Source organism: Sphingobacterium sp. UBA6645 (assembly GCF_002455685.1).
Lineage (GTDB): Bacteria > Bacteroidota > Bacteroidia > Sphingobacteriales > Sphingobacteriaceae > Sphingobacterium > Sphingobacterium hotanense.
Genome location: NZ_DKLH01000008.1, coordinates 1 through 22,413, shown reverse-complemented (window position 1 = coordinate 22,413; position 22,413 = coordinate 1). Strand labels below are relative to the sequence as shown.

Genomic DNA, 22,413 nt, shown 5'->3' with positions numbered 1-22,413 from the left:
AATAAGGTACAAAAGTGAGGAATAATCTTTGAATTATAAAATGATGATTTTTAAGGAATTGTAAAATTCATTTATTATTAGTACCTTTGTAGACCGATTTTACTATTCAATATTAAAAAAAACTTTGGAGATGGCAAAAACGAAAATCTTGTTTATAACCCATGAAATGTCGCCTTTCCTTGAATTAAGTAAAATTTCTGAAATTACACGCCAGTTACCACATGCGATGCAAGAAAAAGGATTCGAAATTCGGATTCTGATGCCTCGTTTTGGTAATATTAATGAGCGCAGAAATCGTCTTCATGAAGTGATAAGGTTGTCGGGAATGAACATTGTGGTGGACAATAATGATAATCCGCTAATTATTAAAGTAGCATCATTGCCTGCGGCAAGGATGCAGGTGTATTTCTTAGATAATGAGGAATATTTCCAGCGGAAGAAGGTCTTTCGTGATGAGAGTGGGAAGTTCTTTGATGACAACAACGAGCGTTCTTTGTTCTTCTGTAAGGGAGCATTGGAAACCGTTAAGAAATTAGGCTGGTCTCCGGATGTAGTACACTGCCACGGTTGGTTTACAGCTATGGTTCCTGCTTACTTAAAGACTGCCTACAAAGACGATCCTACATTCAAAGATGCTAAAGTATTCTATTCGTTGTACGAGGAAGACTTTGCTAACGCATCGTTAGGTAGTAAGTATGCTGAATTGGCATCACAAGTTGATATCGATGCTGCTGATCTTGCTGCTTACGGTTCTGGAAGTTTTGTAGATCTAACAAAAGGCGCTTTGTCATTTACAGACGTCGTAGTTAAATCTGATGAGAACATCGATCCAGAAATTATGTCTTATATCAAAGACAACAATATCCGCTTATTCGCTCCTGCGTCTGATGACGATTATGAAGCGTTCGGAGATTTGTATGATGAATTTGTAAACGAAGAAGTATCTGCATAGATTTTACTTCGGATTCACATAAAGAAAAGGGCTTTGAAATTTCAAAGCCCTTTTCTTTATGTCATAATTTTTTGAATGCTATTAACGGCGAGTGTTTGATGCAGGTCCGTAAATATTTCCAACCATGGTCATTGCACATCGGAATCCAATCATTGCACTGGACTGATCTTGTTGAGCGAAGCGACGTGTCGCTGGGTTCAACCAGTAAGCTCTGTCGTTCCATGATCCTCCTTTATAAACGCGAGACTTATCATTCACAAGCGTTGCTTTTCCGAATAATGCTTTTTGCTCTTCGTCTAAATATCCGCGAACATCATGATCGTAAGCTGTTGCTGCTCCCATATTGATTGAGTCGATTGTCTTTGCTTGCTGCAGTTCTTCCCAAGTCTGTTTGCGCGCAGCCTTTGCAGGAACCTTGATCGGTCTTCCATACTCATCTTTTGCTAGCGTACGAGTTTGTGCGTCTTCATATTGATTATCCATGAACACATGTCCACGATAAGGGTTGAAATCTTCAAAGTCCTCGAAAGATAACTGGCGATAAACGTCACTAACCCATTCATTCACATTTCCGGCCATATTATATAATCCAAAGTCATTTGGTATATAAGCACGTACCGGTACAGTGATATCTCCACCATCATTTAAGTTACCTGCCACTCCCATATTATTACCGGAGGTAATTTTGAAGTTGGCCAACATCTTTCCTTGCGATTTACGTTGTGCAGAACGCACGCCTAAGCCGTCCCAAGGATAGGTACGAGCAGTTTGAATATTTCCTTGGAATGAATTTCCAATTAATCCAAGGGCTGCATATTCCCATTCTGCTTCCGTTGGTAAACGGTAAGGTTGTTTTAATACACCATCTTCCATACGTACCGGACGACGCGCATCTTTGGCAGCACCGATACTGTTATCTTTAGGCATGTTCTTTCCATCGACATTTTCGCCGCGGATTTGTCCATTTAGATAAAGTTCAGTATTAAAACCAGTTTCTGGTTTTGTCTGCTGACTATTCATGGTTTTATAGTCCATCAATACACCCGATTCGCGAAGAATGTGCTCATTTACGCGATCTGTACGCCATTGGCAATACGCATTCGCTTGTTCCCAACTTACACCAACAACAGGGTAGTCTTGGAACGAAGGATGTCTGAAATATAAATTAACGTAAGGTTCGTTGTAAGATAGGGGATGGCGCCATACTAGCGAGTCAGGAAGTGCATCATAGTACATCTTTCCGTCTTCAGGATAGCTTTGCGCAATCCATTGCAAGTATTCTAACCAGTCTGCATTAGAGACCTCTGTTTCGTCGATATAGAACGATGCAACGGTCACACGACGTTTCGCATTGTCATAGTCATAACCCAGATCTTCATTAAGGCTACCTCCCATAACAAAAGTACCGCCTTCGATGCCTACAAGGCCGGGGCCTGGAGCTTCTTTGACTTTACGATTGATCTGCAGACCGCCATTATAAGGGTCGTTGTACTTCACGCCGGTTTTCGACGAATAATTACTGTTGTGGCTTTTACTACACGAGCTAAATATTAATAAACCGAAGGCTAGGCAAAGTGTTGGAATTAATATTTTTTTCGAATACATCATAAATAATGAGGATTTAAAATCCAAAAGTAGTAAATAAATATTAGAGGAAAATGAGTTTCCTGTACTGTATGCAATGATTTTTAACGATTTGTAGTAAAATGTTGGAATAATAGCTTGTAATAGGCGATTTTCCTTCATTTTTTTAACAGAATATATTGCTGTATCTTCGTAACAATTATGAAAATAAAAGTAGGATTTGGCTTTGATGTGCATCAAATGCGCGAAGGGCACCCCTTCGTTGTTGGAGGCGTCAAACTGGAACACCATGCAGGTGCGTTCGGACATTCAGATGCAGATGTTTTGGCTCATGCGATTTGTGATGCAATTCTCGGCGCTGCCAATTTAGAAGATATTGGTTATCATTTTCCCAATACTGACGATCGTTGGAAAGGCGCAAATAGTTTGGATCTATTGAAGCACTGCGTAGCTTTAATAAAAGAAAAGGGGTATGAGCTAGGTAATATCGACGGCATGCTTTGTTTAGAAGCACCTAAGATCAAGCCTTATATTCCTCAAATGAAGATCAATATTGCCGAAGCAGCAGGAATATCGGTAGACGATGTATCGATAAAGGCAACGACAAATGAAACGATGGGTTTTATCGGGCGAGAGGAAGGTGTTGTTGCTTATGCAGTATGTTTAATACAAAAAGCCGACTAATCTTTCGGACGATTTCTAAAATATTGTAAGGCAGTCAAGCAGGCGATCAAGCCTAATAAACTAGCCAGATAAAATGGAGCACTAGGCATATAAAGCGTGGTGCTCTTTTTTGTGAAGAAGGAAAAAAGGCTGGTCATCATCAATGGGCCGATAATAGCTGTCAAACTGATGATACAGGTCAATCCCCCTTGAATCTGTCCCTGCTCGTTCGCTGGAGTTTGATTGGATATGGAGCTCTGTATGGCGGGGCCGGCAATGCCTGAGAAAACATAGAGGATGCTAGAGAAATAGAGCATGGCAGACGAGCCTGCTAGTCCCATCATCAGAAAGGAAATACAGCTCAGTAAGAGACCAAAGATGATACTTTTCGGTATGCCTATTTTAGGGATAATGATGCGGATCAGGCCGGCTTGTACAATAGTTAATAAGATTCCGATAAATCCAAGAGAATAACCGATCATTCTTTCATTCCAATCAAAGCGTTCCATCGTGTAATAGGACCAAGTACTCTGGACGGCATGGGCAGCAATATTGATCAAGAAGATGCAGAGGACAAGCGGCTGAATATGCACGTAGCGCCCGATATGTCGGAAACTACCGATTGGATTGGCGTTTTTCCAGCTAAAAGGTCTTCTGTTTTCGGGTTTCAACGACTCCGGGACGATGAAATACCCGTATAGAAAATTGAAAAAAGTTAAACCTGCGGCTGCGAAGAACGGAACTCTAGGACCATAATGACCAAGTAAACCTCCTAGTACAGGCCCGATAATGAAGCCTAATCCAAAAGCAGCACCCAAAAGGCCAAAGTTTTGCGCCTTATTCTGTGGCGTACTAACGTCTGCAATATAAGCTGCAGCAACGGTATGGCTAGCTCCAGTGATTCCGGCTACAATGCGGCCTACAAATAGCCAAAATATGCTTGGGGCAAATCCAATCAGTATGTAATTAATAGCGAAGCCAAATAGCGAACATAATAATACCGGTCTTCTACCATAGCGATCGCTTAGATTTCCTAATACTGCCGCAAAGAAAAATTGCATAAATGCGTAGCAGAATGTAAGCCAGCCGCCATATGATGAGGCTTGACTAATATCGCCATGGATTAACTCTTTAATCAAAGCAGGCATTACCGGAATAATAATACCCAGACCTATGGAGTCTAATACGACGGTAAGAAAGATGAAGAATAGCCCAGATTTAGTGTTGATTTTCGCCAGCATACTATTGCGAAGGTAGCTATTTGAAAGCGATTATCGCAAATAGATAAACATTATTGCCGTAGAAAATTGACGGATGTCCATTGTATAAATGATTTTACAATTCCCGTTAAAATGCGTTTTCTCTTTTCTCTAAACACGATCACCAGAAAAATATTTGTTCATTTTTCGTATATTCCTTTTGGTCCAGAAAAATATGGTACTTTTGTACCTGTAATCTAACAATTGGCACACTTACTGATGTTATAGGAAATCGAAACTATCACACAGTGAGTGAGGCTTTCGTGGTTTCATTAATTAACAAATGAAGAGAGAAGCAAAAAGTAGTAATCTTACCGAAGAAGACGTAAAAAGGTATACGCGTAATTTCTGGAAAATCTTAATTGGACTGGTGTTGTTTGGCGCACTATTTCTACTCAGTGTCCGCATCGGTATTTTCGGAAAATTACCAACCTTCAAAGACTTAGAAAATCCCAAAAGTAATTTAGCATCTGAAATTATTACTGACGATAATCGCGTATTAGGAACCTATTATGTGCATAATCGCTCCAACGTAAAATATTCTGAATTATCTCCATTCCTTGTTCAAGCCTTGGTTTCTACGGAGGACAAGCGTTTCTACGAGCACTCAGGTATCGATTATTCACGTACGATATCAACGGTTTTATTAACCCTAAGTGGAAACAAGCAGGGAGGAAGTACGATTACCCAGCAATTAGCGCTGAACCTTTTTGGTGAACAAAGAGCGCGCAGCTCGGTGAAGCGTATCATGCAGAAGTTTCAGGAATGGATTACGGCGGTTCGTTTAGAGCGTAATTATACCAAAGAAGAGATCATCATGATGTACTTCAATACGGTAGACTTTGGAGCCTATAATACTTTCGGAATTAAATCAGCAGCTCGTACCTATTTCAATACCACTCCAGATAAGCTGACTGCGGAGCAAGCTGCTTTATTGGTAGGGATGTTGAAAGGTCCAGGCCAGTACTCACCGGTTAGACAAAAAGAAAGAGCATTGCAACGTCGTAATTTGGTGTTGGCTAATATGCGTAATCAGAACTTTATCACGGCTGAGGATTATGCAAAGGCATCGGAGAAACCTTTAGGTCTGAAATTAACGATTTCGAACTATGGCGAAGGTTTAGCGCCTTATTTCCGAGCGGTGTTGAAAGAGGAAATCAAGAAAGAATTTCAACGCCTAGCTATCACAAAGCCTGATGGTACTCCATACGATTTAGATCGTGACGGATTAAAAATCTACACCCCGATTAACTATAAAATGCAACAGCACGCTGAAGAAGCTCAGAAAGAGTGGATGACGCGCTTGCAGCGTGAGTTTGATAAACAATGGAAGCGCCGCAATGCTTTTACAGGCAAGAACGCAAACCTTTTAGAAAAAGGGATGAAGCGTTCGGATCGTTATATCGCATTGAAAGCAGAAGGTTTGTCGGACGCACAGATTCGTAAGGAATTTGATAAGAAAGTTCAAATGAATCTATTTACCTGGAAGGGTAATATCGATACGACGATGACTCCAATGGATTCTATCCGCTATACCAAGCTCTTCTTACGCAATGCGATGATGGCGATGGAGCCCAAGACAGGTTATATCAAAGCTTGGGTCGGTGGTATCAACTTTGAGCATTTCAAATATGATCAAGTACGCTTAGGAACTCGCCAAGTAGGTTCCACCGCGAAGCCGTTTGTGTATGCTTATGCTATTGATAATGGCTACGGACCGTGTGTATCTATTCCTAACCATTCTAGAACTTACGGCAACTGGACACCGCGCGGAACACAGCAAGGTGGTGACCCTATTACGTTGAAAAATGCAATCAAGTACTCACAAAACTATGCTTCTGCATATTTGATCAATGAAGTTGGAGCAGCAAACGTTGCTGATCTAACGAAGCGTATGGGGGTTAACTCAAATATCCCTAATGAGCTTTCCATTGCGTTGGGTTCGTACGATGCTTCTTTGTTTGATATGGTTGGTGCATATTCAGCTTTTGTTAATCAGGGAACCTGGGTAGAACCGACCATGATTTTACGTGTTGAAGATAAAAACGGCGCGCCGATTTATGAAAAAGCACCAAAGGTATTGAAGGCTTTGAACAGCGAAACGGCATATGCTATGGTGGATATGTTGAAAGGCGTAGTTGATGGCGGTACGGGTAATCGATTGAGATGGGATCCCAACTTTGGTGGATTGAAAAACCCAATTGGTGGTAAAACTGGTACTACGAATGATAACTCTGATGCTTGGTTTATTGGTGTAACTCCAGACCTAGTTACAGGTGTTTGGACTGGTGCGGAGGATAGAGGTATTAGCTTCAGCAGTATGCAATATGGACAAGGTGCCGCTGCGGCCATGCCGGTATTCGGGTTGTTCATGAAACGCGTCTATGCAGACAAGGATCTTCATTATACGCAGGAAGACTTCCCAATGCCTCAAGGTGGAATAACGCGTTTTGAAATGAACTGTTCGAACTTCTCTCAATTCTATGGAAATGATCCAAGTAGAACAGAAACACCGTTGACAGAAGATGATCGACTAGGATTCTAGTCATACAACGATATCAATTTTTTTACCAGACTGAAAATTTACGTAAATTGAAGTCTGGTTTTTTTATGCAATGATGGAATTTGATTACAGGAAAGAATTGACCAAGATACCCCATAGACCGGGAGTATACCAATATTTTGATAAAGAAGGGACTTTAATCTATGTCGGAAAGGCAAAAGATCTGAAGAACAGAGTGGGTTCTTATTTTGTCAATTCTGATCAACTGAACAGCAAGACTCGTGTGCTGGTCCGTAAAATCAACCGCATTGCTTTTACCATCGTAGACACCGAGATTGATGCCTGGCTTTTGGAGAATAGCCTGATCAAAAAGCATCAGCCTCGTTATAATGTCATGCTCAAAGATGATAAGACCTATCCTTGGATTGTCATCAAACATGAACGCTTCCCTCGAATCTTCTGGACCCGAAAATACATCAAAGACGGGTCGCGATATTTTGGTCCCTACGCTTCAGTAGGTATGATGCACATTGTTTTGGATATGATCCGAGAACTTTTCCCACTACGCACCTGTAACCTAAGTCTTAGTCAGGAGAACATTGCAAAAGGGAAATTCAAAGTCTGTTTGGAGTATCAGATCGGCAATTGCAAAGGACCCTGTGAGGGTTATCAAACCGAAGAGGATTACAATCAGAATCTCAGCGATATCAAGGATATCTTAAACGGTAAAATTACAGTGGTGACCAACCGTTTGAAAGAGCAGATGCAGGAAGCGGCCGGACGGATGGATTTTGAAGGCGCGCAGAAATTTAAAATGAAGCTTGACAAACTTGCCAACTATCAAAGCAAGTCTACTGTCGTAAGTTCCTCGATTACCAATGTGGATGTGTTCAGCATTGCTTCGGAAGATAATTATGCTTTTGTAAACTTCCTGAAAGTCGTGAATGGCGTTATTATTCAAACGCAGACCTTGGAGATGAAAAAGCGTTTGGATGAATCCGATGCAGAGCTATTGGCTATTGCTATCCCGGAAATAAGGTCCCGCTTTCGGAGCCATTCTAAGGAGATTATAGTACCTTTCGAGTTAGACATCGAAGGGAATGAGGATAATCGATTTGTGGTGCCTAAAATGGGCGAGAAGCGAAAGCTACTCGACCTATCGCTCAAGAATGTGGCCTACTTTAAAAAAGAACGTTTGTTGCAATATGAGAAGCTTAATCCGGAGGTGAAAACAGAACGCGTCCTAAAGCAGATGCAGAAGGATTTGCGCCTCCCTGTACTCCCTCGTCATATCGAATGTTTTGATAACTCCAATATTCAAGGGAATTATCCTGTATCGGCAATTGTTGTCTTTAAAGACGCTAAACCTTCAAAGAAAGATTATCGGCATTTCAACGTGAAGACAGTAGAAGGGCCAAACGACTTTGCAACGATGGAAGAGGCGGTTTTTAGGAGGTATAGAAGACTGCTGGACGAAGACCAAAGCCTTCCTCAATTAATCGTCATCGACGGTGGAAAAGGACAATTGGGAGCAGCCTTGAAGAGTCTTAGACTGTTAGGGATTGAAAAGCAGGTCACCGTAATCGGTATTGCTAAACGTTTGGAAGAATTATTTTATCCGGGCGATCAATATCCCCTTTACTTAGATAAGAAATCAGAAACTCTAAAGATTATTCAGCATTTGCGTGATGAAGCGCATCGCTTCGGTATTACCTTCCACCGAAATCAGCGTAGTCGAAAGACTTTTGTTTCGGAGTTAGACAATATTCCCGGCATAGGGAAGGTGACGGTAGAGAAGCTGTTGAAGACCTTTAAGTCGGTAAAAAAGGTAAGAGAAGCTTCGGATGAGGACCTAAAAAAAGTGCTCAACCTTAAACAGATTCAAGCACTTCGACAGTATTTTTCAGTAGAAAAGGACTAAAGCAGTCCTAATTCCAATTTTGCTTCTTCAGTCATCATATCTTTTGTCCAAGGCGGATCAAAAGTAAGTTCTACCAGAGCTTCGTCGATGCCATCGATGGCAGCTACTTTTTGCTGCACTTCATTCATGATTTCTCCAGCTACCGGACATCCCGGTGCAGTCAGCGTCATGACAATCTTCGCTTGCTTATTCTCTTTTGTTATGATTTCATAAACCAGACCTAGATCCAGAATATTTGCAGGCTTCAATTCCGGGTCATAGACCGTTGCTAAAGCATCTTGTATTTGAGGGGCTAAACCTAGCCTGTCCATGATAATAATGTTCATCCTATTCTCCTTTTCCTTTTGCCAATACCTGTTGATAAATTTGCTCGAGTTGCTTCATCACCAACGCGCGCTCGTATTTCTGCAGATATTCACGACGACAATTCTCTTGAATTTCTAATTTCTTTGCAGCATCTAAATTGACCCATTCAGCTAATCGCTGGATAATGTCGGTGTGATGGTGTGGATCAAAAAGTAGACCTGTATACAAAGGTACAACCATTTCCGTTAAAATTCCAATATTGCTTGCCAGCACAGGTACCCCGGCGGAGTAAGCCTCCAATACCGACAAGGGCATGGCTTCATAACAGACAGAAGGGACAACGAGTGCTGTTGCTCCAGCCAAATGCCGACTGATTGCTTCACGCGACTGAAAGCCCATGTACTGAATGTTGGGAGAATGATTACAGATCTGTTCTACGTCTTGTTGTAGCGGACCGGTACCAAATATCTTCAAGGGATGGTTAGTAGCTTTCCAAGCATGTAATAAAGGGAGGATCCCTTTTTCCTCTGATAAACGACCGATGTAAATAAAGGAGCTATCATCAACGATGCTATCCGGCTCGATTTGTGCAACAAAGTTGGGTTTCACAATAAACTTCTCCGCAGAAACCGGAAAACTGGATTCTGCAAATATTCGTTTAGCAAAATCTGACAGCACAATGTATTGATCAATAGCGTTGAAAGTTCCACGATTGCGGTGTATCCAATAGGTCATAGCTGTCCAAAACGTTTTTATATACGAATTTTCCAACACTTTCTTTCTCACAGCATCCCAGGGGAACTTGGACTTGATTGATTCCAGGTAAATATTGCCATCGTGAAATAATGTAGCCGATGGGCAGATCAACCGGAAATTATGCAGCGTCATCAACATAGGAATTCCCAGCTTCTTCAAATGCAGAATAAACAGCGGGCCTAAGGCATAATGCATGTTGTGTATATGAATGATATCAGGCTTAAATTCCTCCACTTTGGAACGGATGCGCTTAGTTTCTTTCCAATTCCAAGGGTAACTCAAGTATTGCAAATAGCCTTTTATGCCTTTGACGTTCTTTACGGAATATAACTCTACTTCATGCTCCTTCAGGAGGATATCCATTTCTTGACGCATGACGAAATCTTCGCCTCCAATGTGTTGGTATTGATTATGAATGATGAGAATCCGCATAAATAGATTGTGAATTTTCGCAAGTTACATAGACTGACCTGAAATTCAAAAGCCCAAAACGGCGTTTCCTTTCAAAATTCCTTATCTTCGCCTAATTAAAAGATTATGTTCGAAACGCATCCCTACAGCACACTAGTTAGTCAATATCTGCAAGAACGCAGTTTTCCTCAGGCGCCTGCTTATCTTTATGATCCCATTCGCTATATCCTCTCCCTTTCTGGAAAGCGCATTCGCCCCATGTTAGCATTGATGGGGGCACGTTTGTTTGGGAAAGAAAATCTACAGGAGGTATTGCCTGCAAGCTGTGCGATAGAATATTTCCATAACTTCTCGCTGATTCATGATGATATTATGGATAAGGCACCTTTGCGAAGAGGAAAGCCAACAGTGCATATGCAATGGAATGATAATGTAGCCATATTATCTGGTGATGCCCTATTAGTAAAAGCATATGAAGAACTGGCGTATTGTCCGGCCGATAAAATTCCTGCATTGCTTCGCGTATTCAATCAAGTTGCTTTAGAAGTCTGCGAGGGACAGCAGCTGGATATGGATTTCGAGAATATGGAAATCGTGTCCGAGCAGGCTTATTTGAATATGATTAAGCTCAAAACATCGGTTTTACTAGGTGGAGCCTTGAAAATGGGGGCTATCCTATCAGACGCTAGTGAAGAGCAACAACAATTGATCTATGATTTCGGAGTGAACTTAGGAATTGCATTCCAATTACAGGATGATTTTCTGGATGTTTATGGCGATCCTTCTAGCTTTGGCAAGCAAGTAGGAGGCGATATTCTTTGCGATAAAAAGACCATTCTGCGTATCCGCACGCAGCAATTAGCAGAAGGCGAAAACAAAGAAGAATTGCAGAATCTTCTTTTTCCTAAGCAGCTTAGTGACGAAGAAAAGATCACGAGGATGAAAAAGTTATACAGTACACTCGCAGTCGATGAATACACAAATCAGCTAAAAGAAGAATATATGCAATTGGCATACAATCAATTAAGCGCTATTGATGTTCCTGAAGCGAATAAAGCAGAGCTTTTTGCATTGGCAGACATGCTGATGAACCGTGTTAAGTAATTATGAAATTTGCAAGGATTTTGTTACTTTGGTAATTAGAATAATACATAGCGAAAAAGGATTTTAGCAAATGGAGCCTTTAAAAATAACAATATTTCAAGCCTATCTTTTTTGGGAAAACGTCGATAAGAACTTGCAGAACCTTTCTTTGCGCCTATCGGCACTCAGAGAAAAGACAGACTTGATCATCCTGCCAGAAATGTTCAATACAGGTTTCACGACCAATGTCGAGAAGTGTGCTGAAACGATGTCCGGCAAAACAATGCACTGGCTCTATGAGACTTCCAAGAAGTTCGACTGTGTGATTGCCGGAACACTCATCATCGAGGAAGAAGGCAAATATTATAACCGCTTTATTTGGATGTCGCCAGATGGCAGCTATGTACACTATGACAAGCGCCATTTGTTTAGCATGGCAAACGAAGATAAGGTATTTACCCCAGGGCAATCCCGTGTGATATTGCCACTAAAGGGTTGGAAGATCTGCCCAATGATCTGTTATGACCTTAGATTCCCTATCTGGTCTAGAAATCAAAACGGAGCTTACGATTTATTGGTTTATACAGCAAGCTGGCCAGATAAACGATCGCAGCATTGGCGTGCTTTAATACCAGCACGCGCAATTGAAAACCAAGCGTTCGTTATTGGTGTCAATCGTGTCGGACATGATGGTAATGAAGTTTATTATTCAGGCGGTTCGATGTGTATCAATCCAAATGGTGATGTAGTGTATTATAAACCGGAGGACGAGGATTTATATACATTTACCATCTATCCGAAAGATCTAGAGGAAAACAGAGATCGCTTTCCTTTCCTTGATGATCAGGATCAATTCAAAATTCTCTAAATCAACTAGTCTTTATAAGGGCGTTCTAAGATTGCTTGTTGAATAATAGCACGTCTTAGGTCAAATTTACCCTGTATATTGGAATGCTCTTCAACAAGTGCTAAAGCTTGCTGCTGCTGTTGTTGTGCTTGTCTTTGTTTCATTTGGCGAGCTAATCGTTGTTGATGAGCCAACTCTACATCGTCAATTTCCCGAACCTCAGACTGATAAACTGGTATAGGAGGGATTTCGTCACGCTTTCTCTCTACACGAAGAACAATAGGTTTAGCTTCCTGTTGCTTCTGCGCAGACTTCATAGATTGTGGTTGTGGAGTAGGAGCAGGGGGCTGCATTTGCTTCATCCGCTCTTGCATGCGCTTCCTCGATTTTTCCATTTCCTCCTTATAATTTTCATAAATCTTATATAAGATTCCGCCAACTACAAGCAGTATTGTTAAAATAGTCTCCATAGCCTTAAAGTTAATTATTTTTTCAATCAAATCCGCTTTGTAACATTTTTATTTGCAATTCTCTTAATTTATCTCTTAATTGCATCAACAACTGTTAACCGTATTAGCCAAATTATTATAATGGATGTAGCAAACATGTACCAAGACGAATTCTATTCGTTCCTGACCGGTCGGGTTTCCACCGCGATAGGACGTCGTCTACAGCGTAATTTTAAACAGATAGGTTTAAATATTACCGCGGAGCAATGGAGTATCCTGTATTTCTTGTGGGATTCAGAAGGGTTAAGCCAGCAAGATCTTGCGCGTCTTACCTTTCGCGACAAGCCGAGTATTTCTCGCTTGATTTCCAACTTAGAGAAACAGAAATTATTAGTTCGTGTAAGCGGATCGGGGGACCGCAGAACAAATCAGATTTATTTAACTGCACAAGGCCATAGAATTAAAGATAAGTGTATGGCACAAGCAGAAAAAACTATCTCAGAAGCTATGGAGGGAGTCGATAGAGATTCTATGCGACAGGCTCAGCAGATTCTGGAGATAGTTTTTAACAACCTTAAATAAGGTTTATGATATTTTTATTAGTCAAACACTTCCGGAGCGAAATCGCTTCGGTTGTTGACTAATTTTCCTGTATTCTTGAAATAAATATCCTGGAAACTTAATGTATTCTGGCTGTCTACCTTACGGAAGAATTTATCTGCAGAAACATCTTCCAGCGTTTTGAAACCACAAGCTTCCATAATCTCAACCGTTGCACGCAAGGTATTTCTATGGAACTGCGCTACGCGGACATACTTATCCTGCACGTCTAATCCTTTGTATAGGTGAGGTTGTTGTGTGGCAACACCAACTGGACAAACGTCTTCATTACACTTCAATGCTTGGATACAACCTAATGCGAACATCATTCCGCGCGCACTATAACAAGCATCAGCACCTAAAGCAATCACTTTAAGAATATCGAATCCCGTAACGATACGGCTTGAAACGATAATCTTGATATGTTTCTTCAGACCGTAGTTGATTAATGTCGTTGTTACGAAAGCTAAAGCATCGTATAAAGGCATACCTAAGTTATCCGTGAACTCTAGCGGAGCAGCACCCGTACCACCTTCAGAACCGTCAACCGAGATAAAGTCAGGCATAATTTGCGTTTCTTGCATTGCATGACAGATATCTAAAAACTCGTTCTTATCACCGATACATAATTTAAAACCTACCGGCTTACCATCCGATAGTTCACGCAATTGCTGGATGAAATGCATCATCTCCACGGGCGTGCGGAATGCGCTGTGCGCTGGAGGCGACATAACGTCTGTTCCAGGAACAACGTGGCGAATTGCAGCAACTTCAGGCGTGTTCTTTGCCGCAGGAAGGATACCTCCGTGACCTGGCTTAGCACCTTGCGATAATTTCAGCTCGATCATCTTTACATAGGGTCTTGTTGATTTTTCGCGGTACAACTCAGGCGAGAAGAAACCATTCTCATCACGGCAACCGAAATAACCTGTACCCACTTGCCAGATCAAATCACCACCGCTGATATGGTATTGACTGATACCACCTTCGCCCGTGTTATGAGCGAAATTTTGTAAGGCAGCACCCTTATTCAACGCTGTGATAGCTGTGCGGCTTAACGCACCGTAACTCATTGCAGAGATATTGAATACACTTAAGCTATAAGGCTGCTTACATTGGCTGTTTCCAACCATAGTACGAAGGTTATGATCTTCGATGTGAACCGGGAAAATACTGTGTGCAGCCCATTCATTACCCACCGCTTGCGGATCAGATTGCATACCGAATGCTACGGTCTCACGTTGGTTTTTTGCACGCTGATAAACAAGCGAACGCTGACGACGGTTGAAAGGACGTCCATCAGTATCGGATTCCCAAAAGTATTGTCTTAACTCCGGGCGAATAGATTCGAAAAAATATCTGAAATAACCTACTAATGGGTAATTACGTAAAATCGCGTGACTTGTTTGGAAACTGTGATATAACGCAATAATCAAAAGAGGGAAAGGGATTAATAATAACCAAAACCATCTCGGTGTGAAAATGATACCGAAAGAAATGATGATTAAGTTAATAAGGATGATCGTCCCTAAAATTAGTTTTCTAACCTGCATGATAGATTTATTATATGATCAAAAGCTTTTTTTCAATTCCAGATTGATGCTGCTATAAATGTGCCACATTAAATAACAGATCAACCGCTTGACTATTAAGATGCAAAATTAGCAAGTTCAACGAGTATAAAGAAGAATTTGATGAGGAACGTAAAGATTTAGTGATTTTCTAAATTTTAATTGTCTTTCATCCTCTTTTTTTAATAAGGCTGGTTATTTGTTGGTAAATAGATTGCCATTCAGGATTGTCACTAATAAACTGTAAATGCTTATTTATCGTCACATCGTCATTTCTTATTGCGGGTCCTGTCTGAACGTCCTTAGGAACGTGATTTTGCACCTTTTCTGCCGTTTCAAGGATGATTGGTCGCATCAGGTCAAAGGATAAATTCTTCTGCTCTAAAAGCTCGTAAGCCATCTGATATAAGGCATTACTAAAGTTGTTGACCATGACGGCAGCTAGATGAATCGCCAAGCGCTGCTCGCTAGAGCAAGGGAAGACATTCGAAGATAATTCCGAAAATAATCCTTGCAACAAAGCTTCATCTTCTGCGGTATTGGCTTCAATACCGAAGGGAATTTTATTGAAATTAATGGCAACCGTCTTGGAAAAACTTTGAACAGGGTAGACCACGCCAAAGCGTTTAAAGCCCGACAGTGCTTTTATGTCCGTTGCACCCGAACAATGTATAACGAGCCCTGCTAAATGCTGAAGCATCTGCTCAACGACTGAGGGAATAGCTGAATCGCTAACTGCTACGATATAAAGATCAGCGGTCAAATCAAGCTCCTCAAGTTTATCGGTCGCCAGGCTAGAAAGCGAATTAGCCAATGCTTGCGCATTGGCTAATGTATGACTATAAATCTGCGTAATGTGATGTCCTAATGCAGCAAGGGCCTTTCCCCAAGTGCTGGCGATGTTTCCGCTGCCTATTAAAACAATGTTCATTAGCTGGTCTTTACTTTACTAATTCTAGAATCTTTTAATCTTCTGTAGATGGCCATACAGAATCCGATGGTCATCACGATCGTTCCGCACCAGAAGAAGTTGATATAAGGGAATTTTATCGCCTTGAATACCACCCATTTCTTTTCAGGAAGAGGCTTTTGGTAAGCGATTAATTCTAGTTTATTCTTGTCTGGCATAATGTTCGAGAAACGGAAGCGAAGGCCCTGTTCAGGAACATCTTTATGGAAATCCATCGTATTGCCACCTTTGATCATGAAGATAGGCTCTGCCTTAAATTCTTTGCCATCTGAAGCCACAACTCTAATTTGCATACCCACCAGTACGTCGCCTTCTTCTTTAGGAATATTCGAGATAGTCGCATTTTTATTGATGGCATCGATGATATAGTAACCATTTCTGTAGCGTAGGGTATCGCCAATATTAACCTCATAAGTCGCCGGCTCTTCGTATTCATCAAAGCTGGAACGCTCTGAAGCGTCTTCCTCTTGGTTTACGGCTGCTTGTGAATCCGAAGCTGCTGCAGTAATCAAGGTGTAGATATCGTGTGTTAAGAAGTGTTTTGTGCCTGGAGTACCAATCAATCCACCCATTTGTGGGTTATTCTGTGCGAAAGGCATCAGTACGAAGGATTCCTTCACGGCACCTGTTTCCTCGTCTATGCGCTCGTAATTGATCTTGTAGAATACGTTTGGAGCAGCAACGGAGTCACCTACATAGGTAATCTTGTATTCGCCCATCTGCACCGGCTCGCCTTCTGTCAAAAATAAGTTCTCGCCCGGTTTTTCTACCTGATCGAAACCGGCAACTGCAATATAATTACTGCTATTCACCGAGATGACCTCATTCGTAGCAGCCGCAATTAAAGCTCCAATCAATAATAAACCGAAACCGATATGGGATACGGCTGATCCTGCCAAACGCCATTTGCCTTTGAAGGAGTCTGCTAATATCTGCAGGTTTGCTAAGATCGCAAACACGGAACTGAACGTAATCAGGATGTACATGATATTTCCGTAGACTTTCGTGAAGTACACGATTACAGCGGACAGAACCAATGCGATAATAAACGATGCTAGGGTGGAAGCCCAGAATTTCTTAGCATCTGAGCGTTTGTATTTCAAGAACTGCGTAAAAGCAGTTAAAGTCATAACCACAACGGCGAATGCGCCCTGCCATTTATTGTAGTGCGGGATAGGGTCGATTGGCGGAGCTACCTTCGTTCCGAACAACGCGTTGAACACCGGAATGGAAGTCGTTGCAATCATCTGCACACAGGCAACTGTAAGTACCAAGGCTCCGATAAATAACCAGAACTCACGCGAATAAATATCTTCTTCTTTCTGCGTAGAAGGCATTTCTTTCTTTCTGAACACTAAGACCACAATCATAATGACTAAAAAAGTTAGATTGAACAGGATGAGCTGTCCGGACATCCCTAAACTCGTAAAAGAGTGTACAGAGGTTTCACCCAAGATACCGCTACGTGTCAAATAAGAAGCGTAGATCACCAATACAAAACTAATTAAGCATAGGAATGCTGAAGTAAAGTAAGCGTGTCCAGTATTTTTGAAAGCTACCATCACGTGCACTGCCGCGATTAAGGTTAGCCAAGGAATAATCGATACGTTTTCCACCGGATCCCAAGCCCAAAAGCCACCGAAGTTAAGCGCTTCGTATGCCCAGAAAGAACCCATAATAATACCAGCTCCCAAAATCATGACAGCGAATAATGCCCATGGTAATCCCGGGTTGATCCAATCTTTAAAGCGTTTCAACCAAAGGCCAGATGCTGCATAAGCAAATGGAACGATCATGGAAGCAAAACCTAAGAATAGGGTAGGCGGGTGGATAACCATCCAATAGTTCTGTAATAAAGGATTCAATCCTCTACCATCAGGAATCATGGATAAGTAATTTGCATTTTTTAAGAAAGGGAAATTCAATGCATCGCGCAAGAGAATAAATGGCGAGCTACCGATACGGGAGCCAAATACCTCTACACCAAGTAGCATGGATGCCAAGAAAACCTGACATAGCATGACGAAAGTCATTACCGGACTTTCCCAAGATTTCGCTTTAAAGACCAATACAGTCCCTAAAACGGCTTGCCAAAACATCCACAACCAAAAACTACCTTCCTGTCCTTCCCAGAATGCGGAAATGATATAGTGTGTCGGAAGTTTTGTCGATGAATGCGCATAGGCATAATGATATTCAAAAAGGTGGTTATAGATAATGTAGAATAGGGTACCACCAATAACTGCAATAGACAGCGCGTTTAACCAAAAACCAATACGGCCCATGGTTCTCCACGATGTCACCTCGGGATTTTTACTAGCAAAAAAATAAGAAATGAAGGAAAATAATGCCGCACCAAAGGAAAGTACAACAAAGAATTGTCCTATTTGGCCTGGCAACAGGTTTTCTCCAACGTAATTTACGTCCATAAGGAATTAAAAAAGTATTTTAAATTAAAGGGCTGCGGAAGACGTTTCAATCACTTCCATTTGATCTTGATTGTACTTCGAAGGACATTTCATCAAAATCTTACTCGCATGGAAAGTGTTGCCTTCCATTTTTCCGGTCAAAACGATCTGCTCAGAACGTTCGATGTCCTGAGGTTTGGACCCATTGAATACAACCTGACATTCAGTGCTGTCATTATCATACATGTAGAATGAAAAATGGTTAGCATCTGTAACAGGATCGTAGTGTAAAGCCTTTTCTTTATTTAAAACCCCTACAACATACAGTTCTGTATTTTTTTCTTTCGCTTCAGTAAACGTAGAATAGGTACTTGAATCTGTATAGATCACAAGAATCATCGCAATCGCAATAGCGATAATACCAATTAAAATGATCGAGCTTTTCTTCATCTTATGTTAATATAATTCTAATCAATTACAAAAATACGAAATACAACGCACTGCAATGAATTAAACAAATATTTGAAGTTATTTAGAATTGTTCTAATTTAGTGTAGCGGCCATTTGCAAGCGCTTGTAAGTTAATGTGTTGGCTTGAAAACGCAAACCAAATTTGAATTGTAAAATGATGATTGCAATTCATTGACCTATATGGCGCAGTTTTATGATTAAATCTCCACTTTAAATTTTACCTTTAAATTGGATATACTTCGATTGGGAAGCGTCCATTTTAATAATTATTACCCTTTGCTATGAACATTAAGAAGTTATTGTTCCAAAATAAGAACTTTAAACCCTGGTGTTACCTGAAAGCCGAATTCCGAGATAAGTTTGCTGCCGACTTCGTTAGTAAAAGAGAATCACTTTTACAGACTCTATCGCGATATGATGGTAACGAAATTCAACAACGCGTAGATTATTATAATAAACTCTCCGGGCATCGCCCCTTATTGAATGGCAGACTCCGAATCGCCGATTATCATCGTCCTGATCATCTTAAAGTGTACTATTACGATAGTAAAGAATACTTGCGCTATTTCGAGGGTGACTTGACGTTTCAATTGGTACCTGGTGATGTTGTCGACATCCCGGAGTCGCCAAGCATCGTAAAAAGCCGCCCTATTGCAGGCGATAATGCAAACTCGGTCTTGTTAAACCTTGACAAGATCAGGCATTTCAATTTTATAAAGGATGATATTCCTTTTAGGAGTAAGATGAATAAACTTATTGGTCGTGCGGCTGTGCAACAAGAGCATCGCAAGGCTTTCTACGAACTTTATTTTAATCATCCGCTCTGCGATCTAGGCGATATCATGAAAGGTAGTAAGTGGGAAAAGCCATAAATCTCGATTACCGAGCATCTAAAATATAAATTCGTCCTGGCTATCGAAGGACACGATGTAGCGACCAACCTCAAGTGGATTATGTCGTCCAATTCGGTCGCCGTCATGCCCAAGCCGACCTATGAAACCTGGTATATGGAAGGTACGCTGATTCCAAATGTGCATTATATCGAGATCAAAGCCGACTATAGCGACCTGGAAGAACGCCTCAACTACTATATCGCACATCCTGAGGAGGCAGAGGAAATTGTAAAGCAGGCGAATGGCTATTGCAGGAAGTTCCAGGATCAGGAAAAGGAAGATCTGATTGCCGTGATGGTATTATCGAAGTATTTCGAAGTGACGAATAATGCTTAAATATTAAGCTTCGGCACTTTCAGCTTCAAATTTCTCTCCCGAGAACCGTGTCACCAGCATGGCTGCCACGGTATCGGCAGTTGCATTCAATACCGTTGCCAATGGATCGACTAGGGCGCCAATGATCAAAATGGAAGGCACAGCTTCATTCGGGATTCCATAGATCGAAATCATCAGCATCTCGCCAATAAATCCACCATTGGGAATTCCGCCGGCTACCATGGATACCAACACGGTAATTCCTACTGCTGTAATCAAGGTCGTGGGTTCAAAGAAATCCCATTGGAGAATGGAAAATGCTACGTAGATCTTTAAGATAGATGAAATAGCTGATCCATTCTTATATAGCGTATTTCCTAGCGGGATGACAATACTGGCGATGTTATGCGGAATGCCTATTCTTTTTGCCGCCAACAAGTTAGCAGGAAGGGTGGCCAAACTTGAGCAGGTACTCAGTGCGGTTAGCGAAGGCGCAATATTATGCTTCCAGAACAAAGGGATACCCGATGGACCTTTTGCGATAAACGCATAAAGGCTGAAGAATACGAGGAAGAATATCATTCCGAACACATAGTAAAAGCCCAGCGGCTTTGCATAGAATCCGAAAAGCTCTGGTCCTAATGTTTTCACTTGAAAGGCGAAATATGCGCCAAGACCTATAGGCCCTGCTTTCATGATCAAGGTCAACAGATTCTCCATGACCTTGTTTCCTGCATTTAGAAACTGTGTAAACTGTTTTCCCATTTCGCCAGAACGACGAGTTGCAACGCCGACCAATAAGGAGAATATAACGAATGCCAGGATGCTTTTGCGAGATAATAAATTAGCAAACTCATCTACCGACAGGAAACGAACAATGCGGTCGCCCCAAGTGTCTTCAGGATTGCTCGGCAGCGCGTCTGTCAGCGCATTGCTGTCCTGCAGTGCTGTAACCGGGAAAGTCCAAAGCCCAAAGATTGTCGCAACGGCTGCTATCACGATGGTCGAGATAAACACGATCGTCATGATGCTGATTGTTTTTCCCAGGGTTTTGCTGTCCTCTATATTAGCGATAGAAGAAGAAATAGCGAAAAATAAAAGTGGAATGACCGATACAAAGAGCAGGTTCAAAAAGATATCTCCAACTGGTTTCAACACATCAACGGCCGATGGGTAAAATACGCCTATTAAGCTACCGATTGTGATACCAACGAGCAACCAGATGATGCTTCCATAGTTTTGTAGAACCTTGTTCATTTAAATATTCTTTGAGAAAAGCTAAAATAGTTGTTTTTATTTTAGATTTGCCAAAAATACGTAATGGAATTTGTAAAAACAGACGATGGCTCCAAAACGCTTTACCAAGCGGAGGTGGGTGAACACTACCACTCTAAACATGGCGCACATCAGGAAAGTATACACGTTTTCTTGAACACCGGCTTACGCTTTTTCCTCGAAAAGGAACAAACAACCCAAGCATCCATTTTAGAAGTGGGCTTCGGGACAGGTTTAAATTTCTTATTAACAGCAGATTATTGCCGAAAATCAGAGATTACGCTAGATTACTGCGGTATCGAGGCTTATCCATTGCCCTTAAGTTTGATCAGTCAATCTGAATACAATCAATACATCGATGCCTCCCTCTGGGACGCGTTTCTTGACCATTATGAAGCTGCATTAATTGACAAAACAAACATTCTTCCCCATATTGATCTGCAAATCGCACATCAAAAGCTCATGGACTTCCATCCAGATCAACTTTTTGATGTGCTCTATTTCGATGCTTTCGCTGAAATCCACCAACCCGAAATGTGGACTGTAGAAGCATTAGCGCATGTCTGCCAATTTCTTAAACCCGGCGGCGTATTTGTCACCTACGCCATTACCGGTAACCTCAAAAGAGCGATGAAGTCTATAGGCTTTAGCATCGAAAAAGCACCCGGCGCGCCCGGAAAACGTGAAATGCTAAGGGCTGTGAAATTAGACAGTAGATATTAGACGTTAGATATTAGAGCGGAGTTGGTTATGGTAAGGATGGTATCTGCTATCTGACATTCGCAATTTAAACGCTAATCAAACCCAAATCAAACCCCTTCTGAAAGGGTTCTGCATTGGGTTCTGCATTGGGTTTGTATTGGGTTTGTATTGGGTTTGAAAGGGCTTTAAGTAGTAGTTGTTGTATAGTAGTTAGTATTTAGTAGTTAGTATTTAAACCTATTGCGGCCAGACTATGGGCATTGAAGTGGATTTTCTGAACCAGGAAAGGAAGGATGCAAGGATGGGCAGGATCTTGTAGAAGGGTAATTTTCTGAACCAAGAAAGGAAGGATGAAAGGATGGGCAGGATCTTGTTAATCCTAAAATCCTTTTTTTCCTGGTTCAAAACAACCTTTCCCTTCTTACCTCAAAACAAGGATTCTAATATCCCACTATAGGTCTAAATACTAACTAC

20 protein-coding genes are annotated in these 22,413 nt (G+C 41.4%); 10 read left to right on the top strand and 10 right to left on the bottom strand.

Features of this window, described 5'->3' with window-relative positions:
- Positions 1-130: 130 nt before the first annotated feature.
- Complete coding sequence (locus B2400_RS01215) at positions 131-952, top strand: glycogen/starch synthase (RefSeq protein ID WP_149524971.1); 822 nt, start codon at positions 131-133, stop codon at positions 950-952.
- Between the two features lie 81 nt (positions 953-1,033).
- Here B2400_RS01215 and B2400_RS01210 read toward each other — a convergent pair whose 3' ends face one another.
- Positions 1,034-2,560 carry an SUMF1/EgtB/PvdO family nonheme iron enzyme gene (locus tag B2400_RS01210; RefSeq protein WP_149524972.1) on the bottom strand — a complete coding sequence of 509 codons (1,527 nt, stop codon included), beginning with the start codon at positions 2,558-2,560 and terminating at the stop codon, positions 1,034-1,036.
- A gap of 177 nt (positions 2,561-2,737) precedes the next feature.
- Between B2400_RS01210 and ispF the strand changes: the two genes are divergently transcribed.
- Positions 2,738-3,220, top strand: coding sequence for a 2-C-methyl-D-erythritol 2,4-cyclodiphosphate synthase (ispF, locus tag B2400_RS01205; protein WP_293930287.1), 483 nt, complete (start codon positions 2,738-2,740; stop codon positions 3,218-3,220).
- Here ispF and B2400_RS01200 read toward each other — a convergent pair.
- A complete protein-coding gene (locus B2400_RS01200; RefSeq protein WP_293930286.1) occupies positions 3,217-4,440 on the bottom strand; it encodes a TCR/Tet family MFS transporter in 1,224 nt (407 codons plus the stop codon). The two genes, ispF and B2400_RS01200, sit on opposite strands and share 4 nt — an antisense overlap.
- Before the next feature lie 301 nt (positions 4,441-4,741).
- On the opposite strand from B2400_RS01200, the gene B2400_RS01195 reads away from it, so the two are divergent.
- Positions 4,742-7,003 (top strand): penicillin-binding protein 1A, encoded by a 2,262-nt coding sequence (locus B2400_RS01195; RefSeq protein ID WP_286650554.1) that lies wholly within the window; start codon positions 4,742-4,744, stop codon positions 7,001-7,003.
- 70 nt (positions 7,004-7,073) lie between these two features.
- Positions 7,074-8,882, top strand: a complete 1,809-nt coding sequence (uvrC, locus tag B2400_RS01190; RefSeq protein WP_286650553.1) for an excinuclease ABC subunit UvrC — start codon at positions 7,074-7,076, stop codon at positions 8,880-8,882.
- On the opposite strand, the gene B2400_RS01185 is transcribed toward uvrC, so the two are convergent.
- Together B2400_RS01185 and B2400_RS01180 are read right to left on the bottom strand one after the other, a co-directional pair.
- Entirely contained in the window at positions 8,879-9,193 is a 315-nt protein-coding gene (locus B2400_RS01185) for a metal-sulfur cluster assembly factor (protein WP_375542870.1), read from the bottom strand. The genes uvrC and B2400_RS01185 overlap by 4 nt on opposite strands.
- Before the next feature lie 16 nt (positions 9,194-9,209).
- A complete protein-coding gene (locus B2400_RS01180; protein WP_293930284.1) occupies positions 9,210-10,376 on the bottom strand; it encodes a glycosyltransferase family 4 protein in 1,167 nt (388 codons plus the stop codon).
- Between the two features lie 105 nt (positions 10,377-10,481).
- On the opposite strand from B2400_RS01180, the gene B2400_RS01175 reads away from it, so the two are divergent.
- Positions 10,482-11,459 carry a polyprenyl synthetase family protein gene (locus B2400_RS01175; RefSeq protein WP_293930282.1) on the top strand — a complete coding sequence of 326 codons (978 nt, stop codon included), beginning with the start codon at positions 10,482-10,484 and terminating at the stop codon, positions 11,457-11,459.
- A 70-nt stretch (positions 11,460-11,529) separates the two neighbouring features.
- A complete protein-coding gene (locus B2400_RS01170) occupies positions 11,530-12,306 on the top strand; it encodes an amidohydrolase (protein WP_149524980.1) in 777 nt (258 codons plus the stop codon).
- Positions 12,307-12,311: 5 nt separating this feature from the next.
- Here the strand turns inward: B2400_RS01170 and B2400_RS01165 are convergent, their stop codons facing one another.
- Positions 12,312-12,755, bottom strand: coding sequence for a hypothetical protein (locus B2400_RS01165; RefSeq protein WP_293930279.1), 444 nt, complete (start codon positions 12,753-12,755; stop codon positions 12,312-12,314).
- A 120-nt stretch (positions 12,756-12,875) separates the two neighbouring features.
- Between B2400_RS01165 and B2400_RS01160 the strand changes: the two genes are divergently transcribed.
- Positions 12,876-13,316, top strand: a complete 441-nt coding sequence (locus B2400_RS01160; RefSeq protein ID WP_149524982.1) for a MarR family winged helix-turn-helix transcriptional regulator — start codon at positions 12,876-12,878, stop codon at positions 13,314-13,316.
- Between the two features lie 17 nt (positions 13,317-13,333).
- On the opposite strand, the gene B2400_RS01155 is transcribed toward B2400_RS01160, so the two are convergent.
- The 4 genes from B2400_RS01155 to B2400_RS01140 all read right to left on the bottom strand — a co-directional run bounded on the left by B2400_RS01155 (position 13,334) and on the right by B2400_RS01140 (position 18,733).
- Positions 13,334-14,887 (bottom strand): FMN-binding glutamate synthase family protein, encoded by a 1,554-nt coding sequence (locus B2400_RS01155; protein ID WP_149524983.1) that lies wholly within the window; start codon positions 14,885-14,887, stop codon positions 13,334-13,336.
- Between the two features lie 187 nt (positions 14,888-15,074).
- Positions 15,075-15,836: a Rossmann-like and DUF2520 domain-containing protein gene (locus tag B2400_RS01150; RefSeq protein ID WP_286650549.1), complete on the bottom strand. Its 762-nt coding sequence runs from the start codon at positions 15,834-15,836 to the stop codon at positions 15,075-15,077.
- A complete protein-coding gene (locus B2400_RS01145; RefSeq protein WP_149524985.1) occupies positions 15,836-18,304 on the bottom strand; it encodes a heme lyase CcmF/NrfE family subunit in 2,469 nt (822 codons plus the stop codon). The genes B2400_RS01150 and B2400_RS01145 overlap by 1 nt, the downstream gene beginning before the upstream one ends.
- Before the next feature lie 24 nt (positions 18,305-18,328).
- Positions 18,329-18,733, bottom strand: a complete 405-nt coding sequence (locus tag B2400_RS01140; RefSeq protein WP_149524986.1) for a cytochrome c maturation protein CcmE — start codon at positions 18,731-18,733, stop codon at positions 18,329-18,331.
- A gap of 302 nt (positions 18,734-19,035) precedes the next feature.
- On the opposite strand from B2400_RS01140, the gene B2400_RS01135 reads away from it, so the two are divergent.
- Both B2400_RS01135 and B2400_RS01130 read left to right on the top strand, forming a co-directional pair.
- Positions 19,036-19,626: a hypothetical protein gene (locus tag B2400_RS01135; RefSeq protein WP_246172451.1), complete on the top strand. Its 591-nt coding sequence runs from the start codon at positions 19,036-19,038 to the stop codon at positions 19,624-19,626.
- Positions 19,627-19,983 carry a glycosyl transferase family 90 gene (locus B2400_RS01130; RefSeq protein ID WP_349681670.1) on the top strand — a complete coding sequence of 119 codons (357 nt, stop codon included), beginning with the start codon at positions 19,627-19,629 and terminating at the stop codon, positions 19,981-19,983.
- 3 nt (positions 19,984-19,986) lie between these two features.
- On the opposite strand, the gene B2400_RS01125 is transcribed toward B2400_RS01130, so the two are convergent.
- Positions 19,987-21,219, bottom strand: a complete 1,233-nt coding sequence (locus B2400_RS01125; RefSeq protein ID WP_149524987.1) for a dicarboxylate/amino acid:cation symporter — start codon at positions 21,217-21,219, stop codon at positions 19,987-19,989.
- Positions 21,220-21,282: 63 nt separating this feature from the next.
- Between B2400_RS01125 and mnmD the strand changes: the two genes are divergently transcribed.
- Complete coding sequence (mnmD, locus tag B2400_RS01120) at positions 21,283-21,960, top strand: tRNA (5-methylaminomethyl-2-thiouridine)(34)-methyltransferase MnmD (protein ID WP_149524988.1); 678 nt, start codon at positions 21,283-21,285, stop codon at positions 21,958-21,960.
- Positions 21,961-22,413 lie beyond the last annotated feature (453 nt).